We start from the raw sequence: 22,694 nt of genomic DNA, 5'->3' as shown, positions 1-22,694 counted from the left end.
TGCATACGTTGGCGCTAAATGATTTACGCGATCCCGCGCAATTGCGGTTATTAAAATGGGCATTTTCTGAGCCGGAACGTTTGCGCCCCACGCTCACCACTGCGGCATTAACAGAAAAGGCGGCACGTCAATTCGGCGAATTGGCGCAAACATTATGCGAACGTGGTCACGACACCACACAGGTTGCGCATTTTTGCCAGCAGATTTTGTTTTGTTTCTTTGCGGAAGATATTGGTTTATTGCCCAATCAATTATTTAGCAAATTATTGGAAATTGGGCAGCAACGTTTGGAACATTTACCGGCAACGCTCACCAATTTATTTAATACAATGGCAACCGGCGGCTTCTTTGGCAATGATCCCGTTGCTTGGTTTAATGGCGGATTATTTGATGCCGCAACGCCGTTGCCATTAAATCGCGCTGATGTAACCACGTTGCGGGAATTGGCGCAGTTGAATTGGTCAGCAATTGAGCCGAGTATTTTGGGCACCTTATTTGAGCGCGGACTTGATCCGAATCAACGTGAACAACTCGGAGCGCATTACACCGATCCAGCATCAATTATGCGGCTGGTCAATCCGGTGGTGCTTGAACCATTGCGGGCAGAATGGCGCACTCAAAAAACTGCAATTGCGGCGTTACTTGAAAAGGTGACGGGATTAAAAAGCAAGGCGGATAAAGCAATTGCGGCCGCCAATACGACTGTGCTAACGACTGAAGCTGCCAATAAAGTCGGAAAAGTGCGAACTGATGCCAGTAATGCCGAGGCGAAAGCGAAAAAGCAGATTGAAAAACGCTGTCGGGATTTTTTGAATCGGTTGCAAAAGTTTCGCGTGCTTGATCCGGCTTGCGGTTCGGGAAACTTTTTATTATTGGCATTGCACGGATTAAAAGATTTAGAGCACGAGGTGATTTTAGATGCCGAGCGTTGGGGTTTACCCGCTAGTTTTCCCAAAGTTGGGCCGGAGAATGTGCTGGGCATTGAACTGAATGCTTATGCTGCTGAATTGGCGCGGGTGACAGTGTGGATTGGTGAAATTCAATGGATGTTAAATCACGGCTTTTCTTTGGCAAAAAATCCAATTCTGAAGAAAATTAACATCATTGACCAACGCGATGCAGTGGTGAATACAGATGGCGCAGAACCGCATTGGCCAGCGGCTGATGTCATTGTCGGCAATCCGCCGTTTTTAGGCGATAAGCGAATGCTCGGCGCAATGGGTGATGAATATGTGAAACGGTTGCGCAATTGTTATCAGGGGCGCATTCCCGGCGGCGCGGATTTAGTCACTTATTGGTTTGAAAAGGCGCGAACGCAGATTGAAACGGGAAAAGCTAAAGCTGTCGGTTTGGTCGCAACCAATTCAATTCGTGGCGGCGCAAATCGCAAAGTATTAGAGCGCATTTGTGAGACGACGACCATTTTTAATGCGTGGTCAGATGAGCCTTGGATTAACAGCGGCGCAGCCGTGCGCGTCAGTTTGATTTGTTTTGGAAATACAGAATTAGCGCCGGTTTTGAATGATGAAGCGGTCGCGGCAATTTATGCAGATTTGACGGCTGGTGCAATTGATGCAGGTTCGGATATTACGCAAGCAACAGCATTAGCAGATAATTGTGGAACCTGTTTTATTGGCACACAGAAAAGCGGCAGTTTTGATATTGCCGGTGAATTAGCGCGGCAGTGGTTACAAGAACCAAATCCACACGGAAACCCGAACAGCGATGTTGTGCGTCCTTGGGTCAATGGCATGGATATCACGCGCCGTCCATCCGATACATGGATTATTGATTTTGGCATTGATTTTAGCGAAACCGAGTCGGCTTTTTATGAAAAGCCATTTCAGCATGTTGTAAAATATGTCAAGCCAACAAGAGAAGATAATCATCGAAATGGATACCGAAAATTTTGGTGGCGTTATGGTGAAACACGCCCCGGTTTAAGGTCTGCTTTAATCGAGTTTACGCGCTATATTTGCACTCCGCGAGTGTCAAAATATCGGTTATTTGCTTGGTTTACAACGGCAGTTTTACCAGATAGCGCAACCGTTGCAATTGCTCGTGCTGATGACACCACATTTGGTATTTTGCATTCCCGTTTCCATGAATTATGGGCATTGCGGATGGGCACCAGTTTAGGCGCAACCCCGCGCTATACGCCAACCACGACATTTGAAACTTTTCCTTTTCCAATTGGTTTAACGCCAGCGGATACTGGCGGCGCAATTGCAACATTAGATAGCGGCGCAGTTATTCCGACAGTCGCAGCGCAATATCAAGAACACGCCAAAGCGATTGCTGAAGCCGCTTTCAAGTTAAATCAATTGCGTGAAGAATGGTTAAATCCGCCGGAATGGATTGAACGCCAGCCAGAAGTTGTCGCTGGTTATCCTGATCGCATCATTCCCAAACCAGAATACGCAGCACAATTAAAACAGCGCACGTTGACGAATCTTTACAATCAACGTCCTGACTGGCTGGCAACTGCGCATCAGCAATTAGATTGCGTGGTTGCCGCTGCGTATGGCTGGGAAGATAACGCAGCAGAACTTAATGAAACGGAGATATTGCAGCGATTATTGGCGTTGAATCTAGCGCGGAATAACTGCAAATAAATTTTGCCCGGCAGCAGCGCGAGAATACCGCCCATGACGCCCGACCAATTTATTGCTAAATGGCAAGCCACCACGCTTAAAGGACGCTCGGCAGCGCAGGAGCATTTTATTGATTTATGTCGCTTATTGGATGAACCAACACCAGCAGAAAGTGATCCAACTGGTGCGTTTTATTGTTTTGAGCGCGGCGCTAAAAAAACCACTGGTGGCGATGGTTGGGCGGATGTGTGGAAACGCAATTGCTTTGGCTGGGAATACAAAGGTAAACGCAAAAACTTAAATGAAGCCTTTGTTCAACTGCATCGCTACGCACCAGCACTAGAAAACCCGCCGCTGTTGATTGTTTCCGATATGGAACAGATCATTATTCATACTGCATTTACCGGCACCGTGCCGGTTGTGCATACGTTGGCGCTAAATGATTTACGCGATCCCGCGCAATTGCGGTTATTAAAATGGGCATTTTCTGAGCCGGAACGTTTGCGCCCCACGCTCACCACTGCGGCATTAACAGAAAAGGCGGCACGACAATTTGCTGAATTGGCGCAAACATTATGCGAACGTGGTCACGATACCACGCAGGTTGCGCATTTTTGCCAGCAGATTTTGTTTTGTTTCTTTGCGGAAGATATTGGTTTATTGCCCAATCAGTTATTTAGCAAGTTGTTGGAAATCGGGCAGCAACGCTTGGAACATTTACCGGCAACGCTCACTAATTTATTTAATACGATGGCAACCGGCGGCTTCTTTGGCAATGATCCGGTCGATTGGTTTAATGGCGGATTATTTGATGCCGCAACGCCGCTGCCATTAAATCGCGCTGATGTAACCACGTTGCGAGAATTGGCGCAGTTGAATTGGTCAGCGATTGAGCCGAGTATTTTGGGCACTTTATTTGAGCGCGGACTTGATCCGAATCAACGTGAACAACTTGGAGCGCATTACACCGATCCGGCATCAATTATGCGGCTGGTCAATCCGGTGGTGCTTGAGCCATTGCGGGCAGAATGGCGCACTCAAAAAACTGCAATTGCGACATTACTTGAAAAGGTGACGGTATTAAAAAGCAAGGCGGATAACGCAATTGCGGTCGCCAATACGACTGCGCTAACGACTGAAGCTGCCAATAAAGTTGGAAAAGTGCGAACTGATGCCAGCAATGCCGAGGCGAAGGCGAAAAAGCAGATTGAAAACCGCTGTCGTGATTTTTTAATGCAGCTGCAAAATTTCCGCGTGCTTGATCCGGCTTGCGGTTCAGGAAACTTTTTATTATTAGCGTTGCGCGGATTAAAAGATTTAGAGCACGAGGTGATTTTAGATGCCGAGCGTTGGGGTTTGCCCGCCAGTTTTCCCAAAGTTGGGCCGGAGAATGTGCTGGGCATTGAATTGAATGCTTATGCTGCTGAATTAGCACGGGTCACAGTCTGGATTGGTGAAATTCAATGGATGTTAAATCACGGCTTTTCTTTGGCAAAAAATCCAATTCTAAAAAAGATCAATATCATTGACCAACGTGATGCAGTGGTGAATACAGATGGCGCGGAACCGCATTGGCCAGCGGCTGATGTCATTGTCGGCAATCCGCCGTTTTTAGGCGATAAGCGAATGCTCGGCGCAATGGGTGATGAATATGTGAAACGGTTGCGCAATTGTTATCAGGGGCGCATTCCCGGCGGTGCGGATTTAGTCACCTATTGGTTTGAAAAGGCGCGAACGCAGATTGAAACGGGAAAAACCAACGCTGTCGGTTTGGTCGCAACCAATTCAATTCGTGGCGGCGCAAATCGCAAAGTATTAGAGCGCATTTGTGAGACAACGACCATTTTTAATGCGTGGTCAGATGAACCTTGGATTAACAGCGGTGCAGCCGTGCGCGTCAGTTTGATTTGCTTTGGAAATACAGAATTAGCGCCGGTTTTGAATAATGAAGCGGTCGCGGCAATTTATGCCGATTTGACGGCTGGTGCAATTGATGCGGGTTCGGATACTACGCAAGCAACAGCATTAGCAAATAATTGTGGAACCTGTTTTATTGGCACACAAAAAAGCGGCAGCTTTGATATTGCTGGTGAATTAGCGCGGCAGTGGTTAAAAGAACAGAATCCACACGGAAACCCGAACAGCGATGTTGTGCGTCCTTGGGTCAATGGTATGGACATCACGCGCCGTCCATCTGATACTTGGATTGTTGATTTTGGTTTGGGGATGAAAGAAGCGGACGCTGCCTGTTATGAACAACCATTTCAACATGTCATCACTCAAGTTAAACGTGTGATTGAAACGAAAATGACGGCATGGCACGTTGCCAATAAAAATATCCAACATTTGCAGAAACAACATGACACATGGTGGCAACTGTGGTGTTCACGTCCTGATATGCGTGGAGCCTTAAAAAAAGTCACTCGTTATATTTGCACGCCGCGAGTGTCTAAATATCGGCTCTTTGTGTGGTTGGCAACGGCAGTGTTACCAGATAGCGCCACCGTTGCAATTGCTCGCGCTGATGACACCACATTTGGGATTTTACATTCTCGTTTCCATGAACTATGGGCATTGCGGATGGGAACCAGTTTAGGCGCAACGCCGCGTTATACGCCAACCACAACATTTGAAACCTTCCCTTTTCCGCTTGGTTTAACGCCAGCGGATACTGGCGGCGCAATTGAAGTATTAGACAATGGCGTAATTATTCCGACGGTTGCAACGGAATATCAAAAACATGCCAAAGCGATTGCGGAAGCTGCCTATCAGCTCAACCAAGTGCGCGAGAATTGGTTAAATCCGCCGGAGTGGATTGAACGCCAGCCGGAAGTTGTCGCTGGTTATCCTGAGCGCATTTTCTCCAAACCCGAATATGCGGCAGCATTAAAACAGCGCACCTTGACTCATTTGTATAATGAGCGCCCAATGTGGCTGGCAACTGCGCATCGGCAATTAGATTGTGCCGTTGCCGCAGCCTATGGTTGGGAAGATGACGCCGCCGAATGCAATGAAGCGGAGATAGTGCAGCGATTATTGGCGTTGAATGTAGCGCGGAATAACCGCAAATAACAATTGAAATTTGCCCGGCAGCGGCGCTAGAATTGATTAGCACAGTTGTTAATCATCAGCATCTCATTAAATTGCGGCATTGATTTTGAAACCACAGTATTTATCTGGCTTATATGCCATTACTCCCGATAGCAATTGCCCGCCCGCGCAGTTAATTCAACAGGTCGCAGCGGCAATTCACGGCGGCGCTCGTCTCATTCAATACCGTGCGAAATGCGCCAGCGCAGCCGAGCGTCGTGCAACCGCAGTGGCGCTGTTGGCAACCTGCCGCGCTGCGCAAATTCCGTTGATTATCAACGATGATGTCGCGCTGGCTGCCGCTATCGGCGCAGATGGCGTTCACCTCGGCCGCGATGATCCCGATCCCCGCGCCGCTCGCGCCCAACTCGGCGATGCTGCACTGATCGGCGTCTCCTGTTACAACGCGCCAGCGCGGGCAACGGCAGCAGCGCAGGCTGGCGCAACCTATCTCGCGTTTGGGAGCTTTTTTCCCTCGCCCACCAAACCAGCCGCAGCACGGGCGACGCCAGAACTCTTGACAGCGGCGCGAGAATTGGGTTTGCCGCTCGTTGCGATTGGTGGAATCACGCCGCACAATGGCAGCGTCCTACTCGCGGCGGGCGCACAGATGCTCGCAGTCGTCAGCGGCGTGTTTGACCAACCCGACATCACTGCCGCTGCTCGCGCTTACACTTCATTGTTTTCACAGGAGAATTCTGCATGACCCGTTCCCATGACCTGTTTGCTGCGGCGCAACGTCACATCCCCGGCGGCGTCAATTCGCCGGTGCGGGCGTTTCGCGGCGTCGGCGGCGATCCGGTATTTTTCGAGAGCGCCAGCGGTGCCTATGCCATTGATGCAGATGGACAACGGTATATCGACTACGTCGGTTCGTGGGGGCCGATGATCCTCGGTCATGCCCATCCCGAAGTGCTGGCAGCAGTGCGCGAGCGGCTCGACAAGGGGCTGTCATTCGGCGCACCGACGGCGTTAGAAACGGTGATGGCAGATCGCGTCTGCGAGCTGGTGCCGAGCATGGATTTGGTGCGAATGGTCAGCTCCGGCACCGAGGCGACGATGAGTGCGCTGCGGCTGGCGCGGGGCTACACCGGACGCGACAAAATCGTGAAATTTGAGGGCTGCTATCACGGCCACGCCGATGCGTTGCTGGTCAAAGCTGGATCGGGCGCGTTGACGCTGGGCGAGCCGAGTTCGCCGGGCGTGCCAGCGGCGGTGGCGGAGTTGACGATTACCTTGCAATACAACGACTTGGAACAGGTGCGCGAGACTTTCGCCGCCATCGGTTCTGAAATCGCCTGCATCATCGTCGAGCCAGTCGCCGGCAATATGAACTGCATTCCGCCGGTGCCGGGCTTTCTCGAAGGTCTGCGCGAGATTTGCGATCAATCCGGCGCGGTGCTGATTTTTGATGAAGTGATGACGGGATTTCGCGTCGCGCTCGGCGGGGCGCAAGGGAAGTTTGGGATCACGCCCGATCTGACGGCGCTGGGCAAAGTGATCGGCGGCGGGATGCCGGTCGGCGCGTTTGGCGGCAAGCGCGAGATTATGGAGAAAATTTCTCCGCTCGGCCCCGTTTATCAAGCCGGGACGTTATCGGGCAATCCGATTGCAATGGCGGCGGGATTAAAAACGTTGGAATTGATCGCAGCGCCGGGCTTTTATGATCAATTGACGGCGAGCACTTCGGCGCTATTAAACGGGCTGCAACAACGCGCCGATGCAGCAGGAATTCCGTTTAGCACCAATCAAGCTGGCGGCATGTTTGGGCTGTTTTTCACTGCGGAAAAAGTGACGAATTACGCGCAGGCAACGCGCTGCAATCAAGCGCAATTCAAAGCCTTTTTTCACGGAATGCTGGCGCGGGGCGTGTATTTGGCACCGTCAGCATTTGAAGCGGGCTTTGTGTCGATCATGCACAGCGCGGCAGATATTGAAGCGACGCTGGATGCAGCGGCGGCGGTTTTCGCCGACCTTGCGGCAGTTTAATTAGCCATCGCGCAATTCGCGCCGATGGCGTTGAGTTGCGCTTTTTTGATTTGCGGATCGCATGACCAAAAGTCACACCAATAAACCCAGCGGCAGCGCGACCATTGCCTTAAATAAAAAGGCGGGTCACGATTATTTTATTGAGCAGCGGATCGAAACGGGGCTGGTGCTGCAAGGTTGGGAAGTCAAAAGTTTGCGCGCGGGGCGGATTCAGTTAAAAGAGAGCTATGTGAAAATTTTGCATAGCGAAGCGTTTTTAATTGGGGCGCATATTTCGGCGTTGGCGGCAGCATCAACCCATATCAATCCCGATCCGACGCGCACCCGTAAACTGTTGTTAAAACGGCACGAACTCAATCGCCTGATTGGTTTAATTGAGCGGGCGGGTTATACGCTGGTGCCGACTGCGATGTATTGGAAAAAGGGACGCGCCAAGCTCGAAATTGGTTTGGCGAAGGGTAAAAAACAACACGATAAACGCACCACGGAAAAAGATCGGGATTGGCAGCGCGATAAAGAACGGTTATTTAAAACTGGTTAAATTTTCGCTTGCGTTGTTAATCAAAGCTGTTTATAGTGCAATTCACTTGGGGGCGACATGGCTTCGACGTGGGTCACGAAACCTAAGGTGCATGTCGAGGTGCGGTTTACCTCGTAAATCCAGCCGCAAACCTATAGTTGCCAACGACGACAACTACGCTCTCGCCGCTTAACCCGGCGAGCCTCTGACCGTTTCTCGCCTGTGGGCGACGGGTTCCAGAGGTCAAATTACACAGGATCGTGGAGAGGGGAGTCCGGACCTGATCTGCTAAAACCTACGGAATCGCTGACTTATCGCCCTGCCCTTCGGGCGTGAGAAAGTTAAAAACAATAGAGTGGGCTAAACATGTAGAGCCAAGGGCGGAGGATTTGCGGACGCGGGTTCGATTCCCGCCGCCTCCACCAAGTTTGTTGAATACCTAAAAAAGAGAAGCACCTCGCGGTGCTTCTCTTTTTTTATGGTCTGGGAATATCGAGTTATCAGTTATCGGTGATAAATGTGCTTTTTACTGACAACTGACAACTTTTTTTAACTGCGTTATGGCAATTGTTGCAATCCCATCGTCGCCGGGCGCGGGGTGGGGCTGAGATGTTGGCGCAGCAGCGGGCGCAGCGCCATCAACGTGCTGAATAATAAAAGCAATTCAATGACATAGACGGCGCTGTAGCCGATGACGAGGTGCTCGGTTGCCGTTCCCCAGCGGTCTGGCACCAGTGCCGTGACCAGATCGCGCAGTCCGCCGCCGAGCGCCACTGCGATTCCATTCGCCGTTGCTTGCACGGCACCCCACGCGCCCAGCGCCAGCCCGCTGTGTCCGCCTTCAGCGAGTTCCATCGCCGCAATCAAGGTGCTCACGGCGAACAATCCCGCGCCAAAGCCGATCAAGCCTGTGCCAATACGAAAGAGCAGGGTTGAGTCCAATAATGCTGCACTGATGACGGCACCAAAGGCGATCAAACCCATCACAACGCCGCCTGCGGCAAGGCGATAGGTGTTGGCACCGCGTCCGAGCTGACGTGCGGCGAGGGCAAATGCCAGCAAGGTGCCGCCCGCTAATAACGCAGTGAGGGCGGTCGTTTGGGCGACGCTCATTCCCAATACTTGCCCGCCGTAAGGTTCCAACAAGATGTCTTGCATGGTGAATCCTGCCGTGCCCAAGCCGACGACAATCAACAACTGGCTGGCGCGTCCACCTTGCGAAAACTCGCGCCAAGTGGCGAGAAAGGGCGGGCGGACGGGTGGAGCAGCAGCGCGTTCCCGATCAATCGCCTCCTGTCGCCATAACGCGATCATGTTCAAAATCAGCGTCGCGGCAGCGGCACCTTGGATCAGTTGAATCAACAATTGAGGGGTGAAATGGGTCAGCAATTTGCCAAACAGCAGCGCACTGACCAGCATTCCCACCAATAGCGTCACATATAACAGCGCGACGACGCGGGGGCGTTTCTCAGCGGGCACCAAATCGGTCGCCAACGCGAGTCCGGCAGTTTGGGTGGTATGCAAGCCTGCGCCAACCAGCAAAAAAGCGACCGCTGCACTCACTTTTCCCATTAAATTCAAGCTATTTTCCGCATCAGCCAGCAGAAGCAGCGCAAATGGCATGATGGCGAAACCGCCGAATTGCAGCAGGCTGCCGATCCACAAATAGGGAATGCGGCGCAAGCCAAAGGCGGAGCGGTGATAGTCGGAGCGATGTCCGATCAGGGCGCGAAATGGCGCAAATACCAGCGGCAGCGCCACCATCATTGCTACCAGCCACGTCGGAACGTGCAGCTCGACCACCATCACGCGGTTGAGAGTGCCGGTGAGTAAGACCATCGCCATGCCGACGGAAATTTGAAACAGCGACAGCCGCAGGAGACGACTGAGGGGCAACTCTGCCGTCGCCACATCAGCGAAAGGCAGGATGCGGCGCAGAAATTGCCGCCAAGTGAGGCGCGGGAGTGGTTCCTTGGGCTGATTCATTGTGTTCCTAAAAAAATGGGCAAATGCGGGATAGAAGCGGATGATTTTAAGGATGAATGTCACTTTTTGGTATTGCAGTTGTTGCTATCTGCGGCAGCATTCATGCTCTGCCAGAGAGCATATCACTTGCCCACTTGCGCAATCGGTGAGCGCCACACTGCGGATGAGAGCCGCTGGTGCATAGCGTATTGGGAATGCCGCTGCGGATAAAATAGCCAATACAGAATTAGAATCTGATGGTTATTTATAATGGCGGGAGGAGCAGAAGATGGTGGTGCTTTATTTAGATATAACAATCGGTTTTTGATTCTTAATTCCTCACGGCACTAGGCAATAATCAATGAAAATACTGTATCACCACCGCACCGCTTCCCGTGACGGACAAGCCGTGCATATTGATGAAATGATTGCGGCGCTGCGGCAATTAGGACACGAAGTTGTGATTGTCGCACCGAATAGCACCGCCGCGCCCAGCTTTGGCGGCAGTATTGGTTGGGTCGATTGGATTCGCGCTCGCTTGCCCAAAACGCTGTATGAATTGTTAGAACTCGGCTATTCAGTGCTGGCATATCGTCAATTGGCGCAAGCAATTCGCGCCAGCCGTCCAGATGTCATTTATGAGCGATATAACTTGTTTTTGTTGGCAGGCATTTGGGCGCAGCGCCGGTTTCATCTGCCGCTGCTGTTGGAAGTGAACGCGCCGCTGGCTGAAGAACGGATGACTCACGGCGGCTTGGCGCAACCGGCGCTGGCGCAGTGGGCGCAACGCTGGGTCTGGCGTCATGCCGACTGCGTGTTGCCGGTCACGCGAGTGTTGGCGGGATATGTGGAACGCGCTGGCGTCGCGCCGGAGCGGATCACCGTGATTCACAACGGGATCAATCTCATCCATTTTGCCAACGCACCGAGCGCCAGCGTTGCCAAATCACAACTCGGTTTCGATGACCGCTTCATCCTTGGCTTTACTGGCTTTGTCCGCGATTGGCACGGTTTGGAGCGGATCGTGACGTGGATTGCCGCGCATCAGCACGTCCAGCCACCGCTGCATCTGCTCATCGTTGGCGACGGCCCGGCGCGTCAGGGATTAGAGGCGCAAGCGCAAGCACTCGGCATCAGCGAGCGCGTGAGTTTTACCGGCGTGGTCGCTCGCGCTGCAATTCCGGCGCTGGTGCGAACGTTTGACATTGCGTTGCAACCGGCAGTGGTTGACTACGCTTCGCCGCTCAAACTGTTTGAATATCTGGCACTTGGCTGCGCAATCGTCGCGCCGCGCCAGCCGAATTTGGAGGAGATTTTATGCGATGGAGACAACGCGCTGCTTTTTGATGCGGCACAACCGGCAGCGTTGGAAACGGCGTTAGAACGTCTTGTCACTGATGACGCCCTGCGGACGCGGCTGGCGCTGGGCGCACAACACACCATCAGCGCCGGTGGTTTTACTTGGTTGGAAAATGCCCGGCGTGTGACCGCGTTAGCAACTGCGCTCAACGCGGCTGGCTAACCAACGTCACAGCGCCAAGCGCCGCAGATACTGCTGCGCTTCTTCCAATATCACCTTGTTTCTAAACACAATATGCCAGCGCGAACCGCCCACCTGTCGCCACAGCATTGCCGCCCGCACTGCTGCCAACAACAGCGTACGCACGCGGTCTTGATTATCGGGATTGCGCAGATGCAGCGGCTCGCCATGAATGATGATGCGCGGTTTGAGCTGGCTCAACGTGTCCTGATACAGCGTGGCGAAATGCGCAAACAGCGCCGGATGACACAATCCGAAATGATCGCGCTTGCTGATCGCAGCCGTGACGCCCATCCGCAGTCGTGCTAACGCAGCGGGATGCCGCGCCAGATTCGCCTCCAAACGCAGCACTTGAATCACGCAGCGCGTTATCTCCAGATTGCGCTCCGCCGCTCCCGTCAACTGCGCCACCAGTCCCTGCATCCCCGGCACCACCGCCCCCGCTGTACCAAACACCGCTTCCACCGTCGGCGCGTCAATCTGAAACAGGCTGTAGAGGCACGGCTCCACCGTTGCGGTATCCATGCTGCCATGACGGGCGAGATGTGACACCGCGCCAATCGCTTGATAGATGCCGGCAAGGGCGGTGGCTCTGGCAAGGTGATTGTGTGACATGAGTGAGCATTCAAAATTAGGATTTAGATCGCGCATGATCTTAGGTTGTCAGCGCCGCAGTAACCACACTGCCGCGCTGAAAGCTGGTTAGCGGAAATTAAACGGCAGCACCGCCTGTAACAGCGCCAGCGGCTCGCCCGGCTGCGTCAATTCTGCTCGCAGTCGCGCCACGCGCTCGGCAGCCAACGGCAACTCCACTTCCAATAATCCCAGCAACAGCGCCGCTTCCGTCGGCTCCCACGCTTCGCCCCAACGCGCTGCGATCACCCGACAACACGCGCCAATCAACCGCACCGTCGGGCCGCTGTCATCCGCCATCGCCACACCCCAGCCGTCCAGCGCCAGCTCCCGCGCTGCTGCCGGCTCGGTCGGATGCAGCAGCATCCCGCGATACAACAGAATCAACGGCCAAGGATGACCTTCATCCTGATTCCACGCCGAACGCTGCGCCAAATATGCCGCGACCAGCGTTGGATCGGGACGCTGCACCAGCCAGCGCAGCGCCAGATGATGGGCATATTTATCGGCGCTGGCGTTGGACTGCGCCAAGGCGGTCAACGCTGCCGGCAGCTCACCAATCACCGCTTCCACCGCTTCGCGCACCGTCGCATCCGTCTGGCTCGGATCGTCCATTAACGCGATGGCGCGATAAGTGCGGGTTTGGCGACTTTCTCGCGCTGCCTGCGCTGGGTCTGACAACTGCGCAAAACTCTCCAGCGCCTCATCAAAACACTGCACCGCCGTCGTCAGATCGCCAGTAAAGGCGGCATGTTGACCGAGGCTGGAGCGCACTTGCCCCCAATAACGCAGTCCGGCAGTTGCTTTCGGCAGCGCCAACGCCTCCGCTGCTGGCGCGGCTGTCGGCGTGCCGAGCAAGCGTTGCAATAACCGATTGAAGGTGCCGCTCGGCGGCGGAGTGCTGGCGCGGGGATTCCAACGTTGCAACACCGCGCCAGCTTGGGCGAAGTCATAACAATTGGTGGCCGTCACCGCTAAATTGAGTTCGGCGCGACACACCAGCCGCGCATCTTCCTCCACCAATTGATCCGCCAAGGTGCGCATTTCCTCGCGCCAAGGCTGCTCAAGTTGTCCCTGATGATTGGCGTGTGCCAATTGCGTCGTCAGCCACAGCAGTCGCAGCGTCGGCGGCAACGGCTGATTATCCGGTGCCCACTGCTGCAACCAACTGACTTGTCGCCCCAACATCGGCAAATCGAGATTGCGGCTGTCGAGATGTCCGAGCACATGATCGAGATAACGTTGCCACAACGGCGGATCGGCTTGAGCGGCGCTGCCCAACTGCGCCAGCAAGGTGCCGACGATGTTGGCGTTGGTGGTAGCTTCGGGATGCGCCAGCAATTGGCTCCAATCGTTGCCGTCGAGCGTTTGTCCCCGCGCCAACCAGTCCAGCTTGCGCGAGAGATCGCTGGCGTCGCCCTCCAGAAAACAGGTGCCTTGCAAGCCGCTGGCTTTGAAACAAGCGCGGGCAAAGTCCGAGCTGCCGGACGAGATATACGCCACCGCATCGACGTAACCATTAAACGGCGAATCGGTTTTGCTGATGGTGCCAATATCCAGCTTGAGATGGCGGGCGCGGTGCGGATGGGTGTCTGCCAGTTGCGACAGCAACTGCGCTGCCACTGCCGGCCATTGGGTTTTCGCCACGAAGCTGCTGCGCTCTTCAATCAACACTTCGAGCTTGGTGGTGTCGTTGAGCGGCATGAATCGCAGCACCAACTCAATCACACGCATGACGCCCAACGCCCAGCGGTCGCCGCGCACTTCTGGCAATTGCTGCACGTTGATACCGATCACGCCGACGGATGCGTCCAGCACATTTTGAACCGCTGTTTCGATGGCGCTGGAGTCTTGTGACACCGCGTGCCAACCGGTTTTGAGCGGCGGCAAACCACCGGCATTCGCTTTAGGAATCAACAGCCCGACAAATCGCCCCAGCATGTTGTTGTGCAACGATAACTGATTGGCTTCATTGGTAAAGTGGGTGCCGGTTTCATCAATCAGCAGTTGCCACGCTGATTGTTGCTGCAATGCGCGGAGATCGCGGGGATGCAAATCGGTAGCGACCGCTGCCGTTAAATCAGAGCGACCGAGTGACGGCAATGGCGTAGCGGCGGAGATTTGCAATTGCGGACCGCGTACCCGCGTGAGTGGTTTACCAGCACGCAAACGGGTTTTGGATTCAACGCGGCGTGTTTCCGCCACTGCGCCTTTGTCCGCTTTTTTATTCGCAGCTTCTATCAAACCGGGGCGCACTTTTTTTAAGTCGGTCAACAGCTCTTGAAATTCAGCTTTATTAACGTAGTTGGCTCCGTATTTCCACCCACAGTCATAAAATTGTTCTAACAATTTTTGATCGGCTTTACCGCGAGCAATAGCTTGATCAATGCGCGGTTGCGCAGTGGGATCAAGTTCTAAACAGTGCTCAACCAAATCGCTGACTTGAGCGTCTCCAGAAGTGCCATCCCAAGAAGTAAAATATTGAATTTTATCCAGTTTGCTTTGAACTTGTGAGGCAATTTTAGGATCAAGCACAGCGGTAGTAACTGCTGGCGCGGAATCAGCCACAGATGGCGGCAATTGTTCTTCTTCGTTAATAAACTCGCCATTGTCCATCACAAACGTCCAGCAACTTTTGCTTTCGTTAAAGCGCACGGTGACTTCAAGGCGAAGTTTCGCATTAGCAACCAATTGCGTGGAAGCGGGCTTTTCAGTAAAGCCATTAGAATGAAAAAAGACATCATCTAAAAACGCCGGATGCCGCAAAAAACCATATTTATTTTTGGCAACGTGATTGGGTTGGATGGACATCTCCCAGCGCACCCCAGCGAGTTGTTCTGCAATGGCAGCGCGTTGGGCATCATCAACTAACTGCTGCATCCAAAACGTCACTTCGGGCTGTTCGGTCTGTACAGCAGTCATCGTGGCATCAGACATGAGTGTCATCCTGTAAAAATGATGTTGCGTTGATAATGAAAAACGGCTGCTTTGAATCGCTAAACGGAAATCAGAGTAACGCACCCGCTAACGATAACAGTCAGCGGGTGGATTAACGTTTAATAACAAGGCATCACATAAACACCCATACGTTCTAAACGGTTCCAGATGTGTTGTTGCTGTTCTAAAGACATTTTCCGATCATGGATTTCTTGAAACACTACTAACATATCTTCTGTAAAAAAAGATGCTTTTTGTGCGCCGTTGAAATAATCTTCATAATCGTTATGCTTGCCTTTTGTCATTCTTACAGACCAACAGCGGCGGGTTTTCTTATCCTGAATCTGTATTTCAGAAATCCATTCTATATGATCTCGTGGCGATAAATTCTCAGCAAACCCTTGAAGGTTTTTAAGCATCGCAGTGTGTCCCAACTCTTGTGCTTTAAGAATGCGCTGTTCAAGTGTCAAGGTATCTCTAGTAAAAATCCGTTCAGAACTATAGTTTTCAGTTTCGTCAGCAAGACTAATATAAAAAGGTTCTAAATTTAACCAACCATCATAAATGACTTGCGTTGCCAAAAAAATCAGTAGATAGTGACGCCAAATAGGATCAGCAACAAACAACTCGTTCATCACGATAAACAGCACAATGACGCAGTATCCGATAATAAACCAGTTGATTCCAAAACGGCTAAACAAATTGCGCACTTGGTGTACAGATGAATAGCTACCTAAAACAACTGGTCGATAGTACTCGGTGAACCACAAAACAGAAAATGCTTCAATATCTTTTATTTTATTTTTGCGCTTAAATTCAAACATTTTCACCTCGTAGTTTTGACAATGAGAAATAAAATGTTTACTGCACACGCGAGCAAAGCACTCTCAACTTAATCTGCTATTCATGGAAAATCCCAGCGGCGCGACAACGTCGCCCCGCTCGGGTACTTGCAATTGACGCCGCAATTCGCGTTTCAAATCAGCGCGGGTCGGACGACTGCGATGAAAGCCGCTGCCAGACATCTGGCGCAGGGCTTTGGCGACCGGATCACGACGGCGCGGTGGTGCTGGCACTGGCGGTAATGGTGAGGGCATGAGAAAACTCCGAAAACGTGGAATTGTGTTGATTGATCGTGGTATTGCCGGGACGAGGTTTAATGCGAAAAACAAAACACATAGTTGACTCCAGTTGCGTTGAAAAAATGAATAATAAAACAATTAAGAACTGGCTTGCAAATGGCGATAGGCTTTGATGCCGCCATATACCAGCAATCCAGCGACGGCGACAATGGCGGTTGGAAACACCGTGATCGGAGCAGCCACGATTGTGGTTGCTGTGGTGGTAAATCCCAACCAGCCCGCTAACCCAGTCGCGGGTACCACCGTAGAGACGGTCACCGGCACAGTGGCGATGGTTAACGTTCCCGGCAGGATTGAGCTAACAGCGGTGGCAGCGGCGACGATCAGTTGTGGTGTCATGGATAACCTGCGAATAATGTTTAATGGAGAGTATTCAATCTCTTCCTGAGATTTTTGTCTGAAGATACAAGCTTGTAACGCGATTGAAAAAGTTTTCAGTGAGAAGCATCCTTTTTACTGAATCAATCTTTTATATCTGCAACTGCGTAACTCCTAAAGATAATCGGCGTGGTAACAGGACGACGTTGGGTCATGGCAAATCTCCGCAGGTGTTGGTTTGATGAGTGGTGACAAGTGGATAACGCAGCCGCGTCAACAATTTTCAAACCCGCACCGCAAGCAACTATTTTTTACCGCGCTTGCACCACATAACGCCCTAATCCAATCGTGGTGGACGAGCCGAGATGCAGCCATTGTCCCAGCCATAACCACAGCCACACCCGTTCCAACGTCGCGCCTTCCAACATGAGATGTCCCATCAAGCCGCCGAGTTTGAGCGCCTCGTGCTGGCGACTCGAATAATGATGGGTATCGTGCCAATGCAGCTCGGCGCGTTCCACCAAGTGATCCGTCTCCGCCAGCCATTGCCCCGGTTCCGGCGTCAGTGGCAACTCCTCCATCACAGCACCTGCCGCTTCAAAGCGCCGCGCCAGCGCCACCAACAAATCTTTGGCGGTGAACCGCTCTGGCTGCACCAGCGCCCCGCGATATTTGAGCCGCAACGGGGTAATCAGATCGAAACGCGCCCGTTTCGGCGCAGGTGGAATGACGAAGGGCGACGGCGGCAGCGTCAGCACTTCTGCGACATGCGGCTGCCACAGCGACACCCAGCCGTCACCCACCTGTTGCTGCAATTCAACCAACGTCAGATGTACGGGATCGCGGACGCCTAAACCGCGTTGCCCCAGTTGTTGCAACGCGGCGTGTAGCAACGGCACCCAGCGGTTGAGCCAGCCGCAGACGACAAGGTCTAGTCCCACCAAGCTGCCGCTGAGGAAATAGCCAACTAATGCTTGCGGTTCAAAGATATACGGGCGAAACGGTTCGGCTCCGGTGCTGCTTTCAAACAGTGGCGGATACGGACAATCGCGGCGTTCGGGGCAGGTGGTGCAATCGCCGCCGCGCTGGGTGCAGGCCACATTTTTGAGCGCGTGACCAAAGGCTCCGCGCCATGCAGAGCCCGGATAATCAGTGAAATGCAGCGGAGCGCGGGTTTCAAACCAAGCGCGATAACGGACGAGTTCGAGCGGCAATTCAGTAGTCATTGGCGACCAACCGGGTAGAAAAACGAGGGCTGGCAGTTTAAGCGCAGTGATAACAGTCGCGCTGGCGCTCATTCACGCTGGCGGTGTCGGGATACAGGCAGGGCTGATCGTTGTTTTCATAAACCAGCACGGGAATCGTCGGCTGGCGCTCGGTGTATTGATTCATCAGCGCGTCCACCGCGAGCGCACCCAACATCGCGTTGAGCGTTTTGACTGCCGGCTCCTTCACTTCGCGCCCGCTGACGTAACCACGCTGCGCCAGCTCGGCACCGAGACCCTCAATCGTTTCTGCCGCAATCTGGGTCGGCGCGACCCGCTGCAAACAGTTCAGACAGAGGCGGTCGCCGTTGCGGGCGATGATGACCTCACCGCTGAGATCGGTGATCTGGCCATCATTGACGCTGATATTGCTGCCAGCGGCGAGCAGCGGAATGCCGAGCCGCAGCGCGAGTTCTTGTGCTTTGAAGCGGCTGGCGTGGTTGTCGGTGGTGACGATGAACCAGTCGGCCTGCGCCAGCAGCGGCAGCACAGCGGGGTCTTCCAGTCGCAGCGGCAGCGTGTCGATTTGGGCGGCAGGATTGATGCGCTGCAAGTGATCGCGCACCGCGTCCACTTTGAGGCGCTGCGCGGCAGCGTCGCTGGCATACGCGCCAACGATGCGGTTGAGATTGGTGATTTCGACGCAGTCGTGGTCGATCAATTGCAGATGTTGAAAGCCGCTGTGAATCAGGTTCTCGGCAATCACCGAGCCAAGTCCGCCAACGCCGATGAGGGCGATGCGCTGGTTGTGCATGATGCGGCGCAGGTGGTCGAGTCCCAGCGCCAGCACGCTGCGGGCGAGAAAGCCGTCATGCGGATCAAGCGCGGCCTGTTGCGCGGCGCTGAGATCGCTGTCATCGCTCCGCGCCCAGCATTCGGGCACGGTTTGGGTTTTAACCCACGCGGGCTGCGGATATGACTGTTGATATTGATCCAGCGTCCACAGGCGAGCGGCATAGTCGGATTGCGAGAGGACGATGCTGGCGTAATGCACGTCATCAAGCGTCTCAGTCAGCCATTGATGAAAGGCGATTTCGTCGCGGTCATCGACGCCAGAAAAGGCGACGCCGTGCGGCGAAAACGGATGGGTGTGAACGTCGATGATGGTGTCAACGTCGCTGCGGTGTTGCAGCTCAATTAAGCGGTCATAAACGTACTCGCGTTTGAGGCGCAGGTGCGCGAGACCTTGGCTGCGATAGTCGTCAACGGTCGGATACGCAGCGGCAACGATTTTGATGATGGTTTGGTCGCCGAGCTGGTGGCGCTGTCCAAAGAGCAACGCAAACGCTTCCTGCGTGGGATCGCTGAGAAGGCGCGTGTGCAGAGCGGCGAATTCACCTTGCGGGAAACGAATGCGAACGGTCATGGTTAATTTCCTAACACTTCTTTAATGAGATGGAAATAGGTGAATAAATTATCGCCATCGCGCCAATTACGGCTGGGCTGCCAAGCGCCTTCGTGAATGTAAGTGCAATACCATTTCCAACCGTGCGCAATGGGTTCTGCCCAAGCCTTGTGCGCAACGCCTTGAAAAAAATGCCCATCAGGTGAAATGGGAATCTCCGCCATCATATAAAACCCAATTGGCGGCAATGCCGGATATTCATTTGGAAACGCGACCATTAACGGCGTGGAGCGGGCGATAGAATGCCAGCGCGGCGGCAGAATAAACTTGGGCACCACCATCCAATGCGCATGATCTTCATCAAATTCGACGCCGCTGCGAAACACATGCTCGGCTAATTCAACGACCTGCTCGGTGATGATTTGTTTGGATTGTTTGTCACGATTAGCGCCAAAACCATACCCTTTGGAACGATCTGGCATGGTTGTGACTTTAGCACCGCGCCCGTGTTTATCCACTAATTCATATTGGCTGTAATTGCGCTGCGGATCAATTTGCGCAACCTGACCACCGCATTCGAGAATAGGACGGCGATTGGCACCGGGATTGGCGTGGCGAATCAGATCGCTGCCTTTCATGCCGTTGCGCACGCTATTGGGATCAAGCCGTCTGCCGTTGATAATTGCCATGCCCATGCTCCTATTGCGATGAAATAAAAATAAACTGTTGTTGAATGAATAACGCAAGCTGACTGTCAATTTTTAACGCTGGTTTGCGGATGGTGGCGACCGCGCTTGTTGAAAATACAAGCGCGGTTTTTTGATTTAGAGCCGATCCCACGCTTCCATATCGTCATTCACATCATCATCAAAGTCGTCGTCATCGTCATCATTCGCGTCGGCAGTGACCGCTGCGGGTGCAAGAGGACGGCGACGCGGCGCTGCGGCAGTTGGGGTTTCGCATTCCTGTTGATAGGTGTGAAGATCAATAAAACCGGAGCCTTTCAACATCAATTCACGCGCTGCGTTAATGCCGGGAAACGCGGCGATTTCAACGCGAATGCCGCGCCGCCGTAATTCTAAAACGACGGGAATAAAATCTTTGTCGCCAGAAATTAAGACGATGATGTCGGGTTTAATGGTTTCGGCGGCGTGCATCATTTCGAGCGTGATTTCCACGTCGAGATTGCAGCGATAGGTATCGCCAGCAATGACGCCGATTTTGCTGTGAACCATGTAGCCTTGATTCCACATATCATCAATGAGTTGATCGCGGGCGTGCGGATTGCGCGGATCAATCGGCACAAAAGCGTGTGCTTCGACTAAAAAGCGTCCTTCGCTGAGATAATTAAATAGTTCATCGTGATCCAGACGGCGATTTTGTTGTTGATACGCGGCGGCGATGTTGGCGTAATCGTTGAAAATAACTAATTTTTCCATGAGTGTGCTCCAAAAGTGATGCGGATTGAGTGATAGTGGTGAGGCGGTGGCGCGGCTATTTATCTTCAGAGTCTTGAAAAACTACAAAGCCAAGAGCAAATAAAATCAGAGCGAGTAAAAATTGTCCAAAAAACAGTACGACAATCGCGGCAATAAACAAAATTCCAGAAGCTGCGTTTTCATCGGCAGCGGCGGGTTGTGGGATATGTGGTTGATTCACGCGAGGCTGGCGGCGATTTTTATTCTGTTGTTGAAACTGACTGGGATGCGGAATGTTAGCCATGATGATTGCCTCGTGCTGTGAATGATTGGGGTTAATCAAAGAAAAAATCTAAAATGGAGTCAATTGTTGATTCGTCTGCTGGTTGTTCTGAGACCGTTTCTGATGCTTGTGAGACGACTTCTTTTAAGACTAATTTGACTACAATTGAGGAAACAACCGTAGCCAGTGTGCCAATAAAAAATTCCATAAAAATGCTCCAAAGATGATGGTTGAGTGAGGGTGCTCGTCCTTGAGCGGGTGCAGTTCCAATACTGTCTTAACGCGTGCGATTCAATAATTTTTAAGGCGATTTTGCAGTTGTTTGAAAGGCGGAATGTCAGTTATTGGTTCTGCCTCATTGTTGATTGCTTGTGCGAATCAAGGTTGGTCATCCGTGACCGGTGGCGCTCCAATACGCTATTAACGCGCTGCGCCAAGCAATTTTTAATGTCGGCGTTATCATTTCGGGCGGTGATGCAGTCATACTCACTTAACGCGCTGCATCGGAAAGTTTTTAATGCTTGCTGCGCTGCGCTGTCATGTTTTTATAACGCAGTCGCGCTGGGAATTTTGAAGGCGGGTTAGGCGGCGTCGGCGGGTGGCAATGACCAGTTGGGTTCGCAGCCGAGCTTGGTGCGCAGCAGTTCCAATTGCGCCCGCGTTTGATGCTCAAGCCCATGTTCTGCTGAGGTGTACCAACGCTGGAAAAATTGCCCAAAGGCGGGTTTGGTGAGGCGGCAGCCGGTTTTGGGATCGGTGACGAAACTATCGGGGGTGATGCCGCTGTCGTTGCAAAACGTCAGCACCCAGTCGTCAATCCAAGGGCGCAGTGGCTCAACTACATCAAGGGCGAGGCTGGCGCGTCCGGCACTGGGCGAGTGGAGAAAGCCGAGTGCGGTCTCGAAACCGGCTTGCGCGGCAAGGCGGCCGACGGCGTGGCTGGCGAGGGTGTAACTTAATGATAATAAAGCGTTAATTGGATCACGCGGGGGGCGGCGGTTGCGGCCGGTGAATTCCCAACCGGGATTGAGTAAGACTGCCCAGCGGTGGAAATAGCGGGCGGTTGATGCGCCTTCGATGCCCATGAGGGAGGCGATGTCGGTGCTGGCGCGGACGTGGCGGATGAAACGCTCAGAAGGCAGATCAATGCCGTGTCGGCGCAGGCAGTCGGCTTGGGCGGTGATTTTGCCGATGATGAACTGTTGCGCAATTTCTAGCCGTTGCTGCGGGTCGAGATAGGCGGCGTATTGGGCGAGGCGGAGGCGTAATGCGCCGTTGGTTTCGGGAAAGAGATGCCGCGCTGGTTCGCGGGCGCGTCCCGGCAAGATGACGACGCTGACGCCGGCAGCGAGACAGGCGTCCAACAGGGTGCTGGAGAGGTAGATGTCGCTTTTGATGAGCAGTTGTTTGATGGCTTTGAGGCCGATGCGGTGACAAGCGCCGCTGGGTTGTTCCATGACGAGAACGTCGCGTTTGAAGGAGCTAGACTCTAGTATTAAATTAAGTACGTTATAGTGTTCTTTAACCTTAGGAGTTACGCAGTTGCGAACAAGCCATACAATGGTGCTGATAAATAAAATCGCACGGCACTGCGCACGATCTTATTTTTTGCTTCCATAATGCTTATTCCAGTTCGATAGAAGTAGCGTTCCAAA

At 53.0% G+C, this 22,694-nt stretch carries 20 protein-coding genes and 1 other RNA gene; 7 read left to right on the top strand and 14 right to left on the bottom strand.

Going from position 1 to position 22,694, the window contains the following annotated elements:
• From CKO12_RS11735 to ssrA, 6 genes are all read left to right on the top strand, one after another.
• Window positions 1–2,615, top strand: a 2,615-nt coding sequence (locus CKO12_RS11735) for a class I SAM-dependent DNA methyltransferase (protein ID WP_200154932.1), incomplete at its 5' end; no start/stop codon positions are given.
• 33 nt (window positions 2,616–2,648) lie between these two features.
• Window positions 2,649–5,666 carry a class I SAM-dependent DNA methyltransferase gene (locus tag CKO12_RS11730; protein ID WP_200154931.1) on the top strand — a complete coding sequence of 1,006 codons (3,018 nt, stop codon included), beginning with the start codon at window positions 2,649–2,651 and terminating at the stop codon, window positions 5,664–5,666.
• Window positions 5,667–5,748: 82 nt separating this feature from the next.
• Window positions 5,749–6,390, top strand: a complete 642-nt coding sequence (gene thiE, locus CKO12_RS11725) for a thiamine phosphate synthase (RefSeq protein WP_420826840.1) — start codon at window positions 5,749–5,751, stop codon at window positions 6,388–6,390.
• Window positions 6,387–7,673: a glutamate-1-semialdehyde 2,1-aminomutase gene (hemL, locus tag CKO12_RS11720; RefSeq protein ID WP_200154929.1), complete on the top strand. Its 1,287-nt coding sequence runs from the start codon at window positions 6,387–6,389 to the stop codon at window positions 7,671–7,673. The genes thiE and hemL overlap by 4 nt, the downstream gene beginning before the upstream one ends.
• A 61-nt stretch (window positions 7,674–7,734) precedes the next feature.
• Entirely contained in the window at window positions 7,735–8,214 is a 480-nt protein-coding gene (gene smpB, locus CKO12_RS11715; protein WP_200154928.1) for an SsrA-binding protein SmpB, read from the top strand.
• Between the two features lie 48 nt (window positions 8,215–8,262).
• Window positions 8,263–8,618, top strand: a transfer-messenger RNA (tmRNA) gene (gene ssrA, locus CKO12_RS11710).
• A 133-nt stretch (window positions 8,619–8,751) separates the two neighbouring features.
• Here the strand turns inward: ssrA and CKO12_RS11705 are convergent.
• Window positions 8,752–10,179, bottom strand: a complete 1,428-nt coding sequence (locus CKO12_RS11705; protein ID WP_200154927.1) for a BCD family MFS transporter — start codon at window positions 10,177–10,179, stop codon at window positions 8,752–8,754.
• Window positions 10,180–10,519: 340 nt separating this feature from the next.
• Between CKO12_RS11705 and CKO12_RS11700 the strand changes: the two genes are divergently transcribed.
• Window positions 10,520–11,680, top strand: a complete 1,161-nt coding sequence (locus CKO12_RS11700; protein ID WP_200154926.1) for a glycosyltransferase family 4 protein — start codon at window positions 10,520–10,522, stop codon at window positions 11,678–11,680.
• Between the two features lie 6 nt (window positions 11,681–11,686).
• Here CKO12_RS11700 and hflD read toward each other — a convergent pair whose 3' ends face one another.
• From hflD to cas1, 13 genes are all read right to left on the bottom strand, one after another.
• A complete protein-coding gene (hflD, locus tag CKO12_RS11695) occupies window positions 11,687–12,313 on the bottom strand; it encodes a high frequency lysogenization protein HflD (protein WP_200154925.1) in 627 nt (208 codons plus the stop codon).
• Between the two features lie 87 nt (window positions 12,314–12,400).
• Window positions 12,401–15,268 carry a hypothetical protein gene (locus tag CKO12_RS11690; protein ID WP_200154924.1) on the bottom strand — a complete coding sequence of 956 codons (2,868 nt, stop codon included), beginning with the start codon at window positions 15,266–15,268 and terminating at the stop codon, window positions 12,401–12,403.
• Between the two features lie 119 nt (window positions 15,269–15,387).
• Window positions 15,388–16,092 (bottom strand): hypothetical protein, encoded by a 705-nt coding sequence (locus CKO12_RS11685; RefSeq protein ID WP_200154923.1) that lies wholly within the window; start codon window positions 16,090–16,092, stop codon window positions 15,388–15,390.
• A gap of 63 nt (window positions 16,093–16,155) precedes the next feature.
• Window positions 16,156–16,365, bottom strand: coding sequence for a hypothetical protein (locus CKO12_RS11680; protein ID WP_200154922.1), 210 nt, complete (start codon window positions 16,363–16,365; stop codon window positions 16,156–16,158).
• Window positions 16,319–16,447, bottom strand: coding sequence for a hypothetical protein (locus CKO12_RS15180; RefSeq protein WP_274599921.1), 129 nt, complete (start codon window positions 16,445–16,447; stop codon window positions 16,319–16,321). The genes CKO12_RS11680 and CKO12_RS15180 overlap by 47 nt, the downstream gene beginning before the upstream one ends.
• Window positions 16,448–16,488: 41 nt before the next feature.
• Window positions 16,489–16,749, bottom strand: coding sequence for a hypothetical protein (locus tag CKO12_RS11675; RefSeq protein ID WP_200154921.1), 261 nt, complete (start codon window positions 16,747–16,749; stop codon window positions 16,489–16,491).
• Window positions 16,750–17,039: 290 nt separating this feature from the next.
• On the bottom strand, window positions 17,040–17,954 hold the full coding sequence (gene cas6, locus CKO12_RS11670) for a CRISPR system precrRNA processing endoribonuclease RAMP protein Cas6 (RefSeq protein ID WP_200154920.1): 915 nt from the start codon (window positions 17,952–17,954) through the stop codon (window positions 17,040–17,042).
• Between the two features lie 37 nt (window positions 17,955–17,991).
• Complete coding sequence (locus CKO12_RS11665; RefSeq protein ID WP_200154919.1) at window positions 17,992–19,359, bottom strand: ThiF family adenylyltransferase; 1,368 nt, start codon at window positions 19,357–19,359, stop codon at window positions 17,992–17,994.
• Between the two features lie 2 nt (window positions 19,360–19,361).
• A complete protein-coding gene (locus CKO12_RS11660) occupies window positions 19,362–20,027 on the bottom strand; it encodes a hypothetical protein (protein WP_200154918.1) in 666 nt (221 codons plus the stop codon).
• Between the two features lie 135 nt (window positions 20,028–20,162).
• Complete coding sequence (locus CKO12_RS11655; protein WP_200154917.1) at window positions 20,163–20,777, bottom strand: LabA-like NYN domain-containing protein; 615 nt, start codon at window positions 20,775–20,777, stop codon at window positions 20,163–20,165.
• 55 nt (window positions 20,778–20,832) lie between these two features.
• Window positions 20,833–21,060, bottom strand: a complete 228-nt coding sequence (locus tag CKO12_RS11650) for a hypothetical protein (protein ID WP_200154916.1) — start codon at window positions 21,058–21,060, stop codon at window positions 20,833–20,835.
• A 31-nt stretch (window positions 21,061–21,091) separates the two neighbouring features.
• On the bottom strand, window positions 21,092–21,247 hold the full coding sequence (locus CKO12_RS11645) for a hypothetical protein (protein ID WP_200154915.1): 156 nt from the start codon (window positions 21,245–21,247) through the stop codon (window positions 21,092–21,094).
• A 373-nt stretch (window positions 21,248–21,620) separates the two neighbouring features.
• Complete coding sequence (cas1, locus tag CKO12_RS11640) at window positions 21,621–22,535, bottom strand: CRISPR-associated endonuclease Cas1 (RefSeq protein WP_338032741.1); 915 nt, start codon at window positions 22,533–22,535, stop codon at window positions 21,621–21,623.
• Window positions 22,536–22,694: the final 159 nt, after the last annotated feature.

The sequence above is a fragment of the Chromatium okenii genome, assembly GCF_016583745.1.
GTDB lineage: Bacteria > Pseudomonadota > Gammaproteobacteria > Chromatiales > Chromatiaceae > Chromatium > Chromatium okenii.
This window is presented reverse-complemented; position numbering and strand designations above follow the sequence as displayed.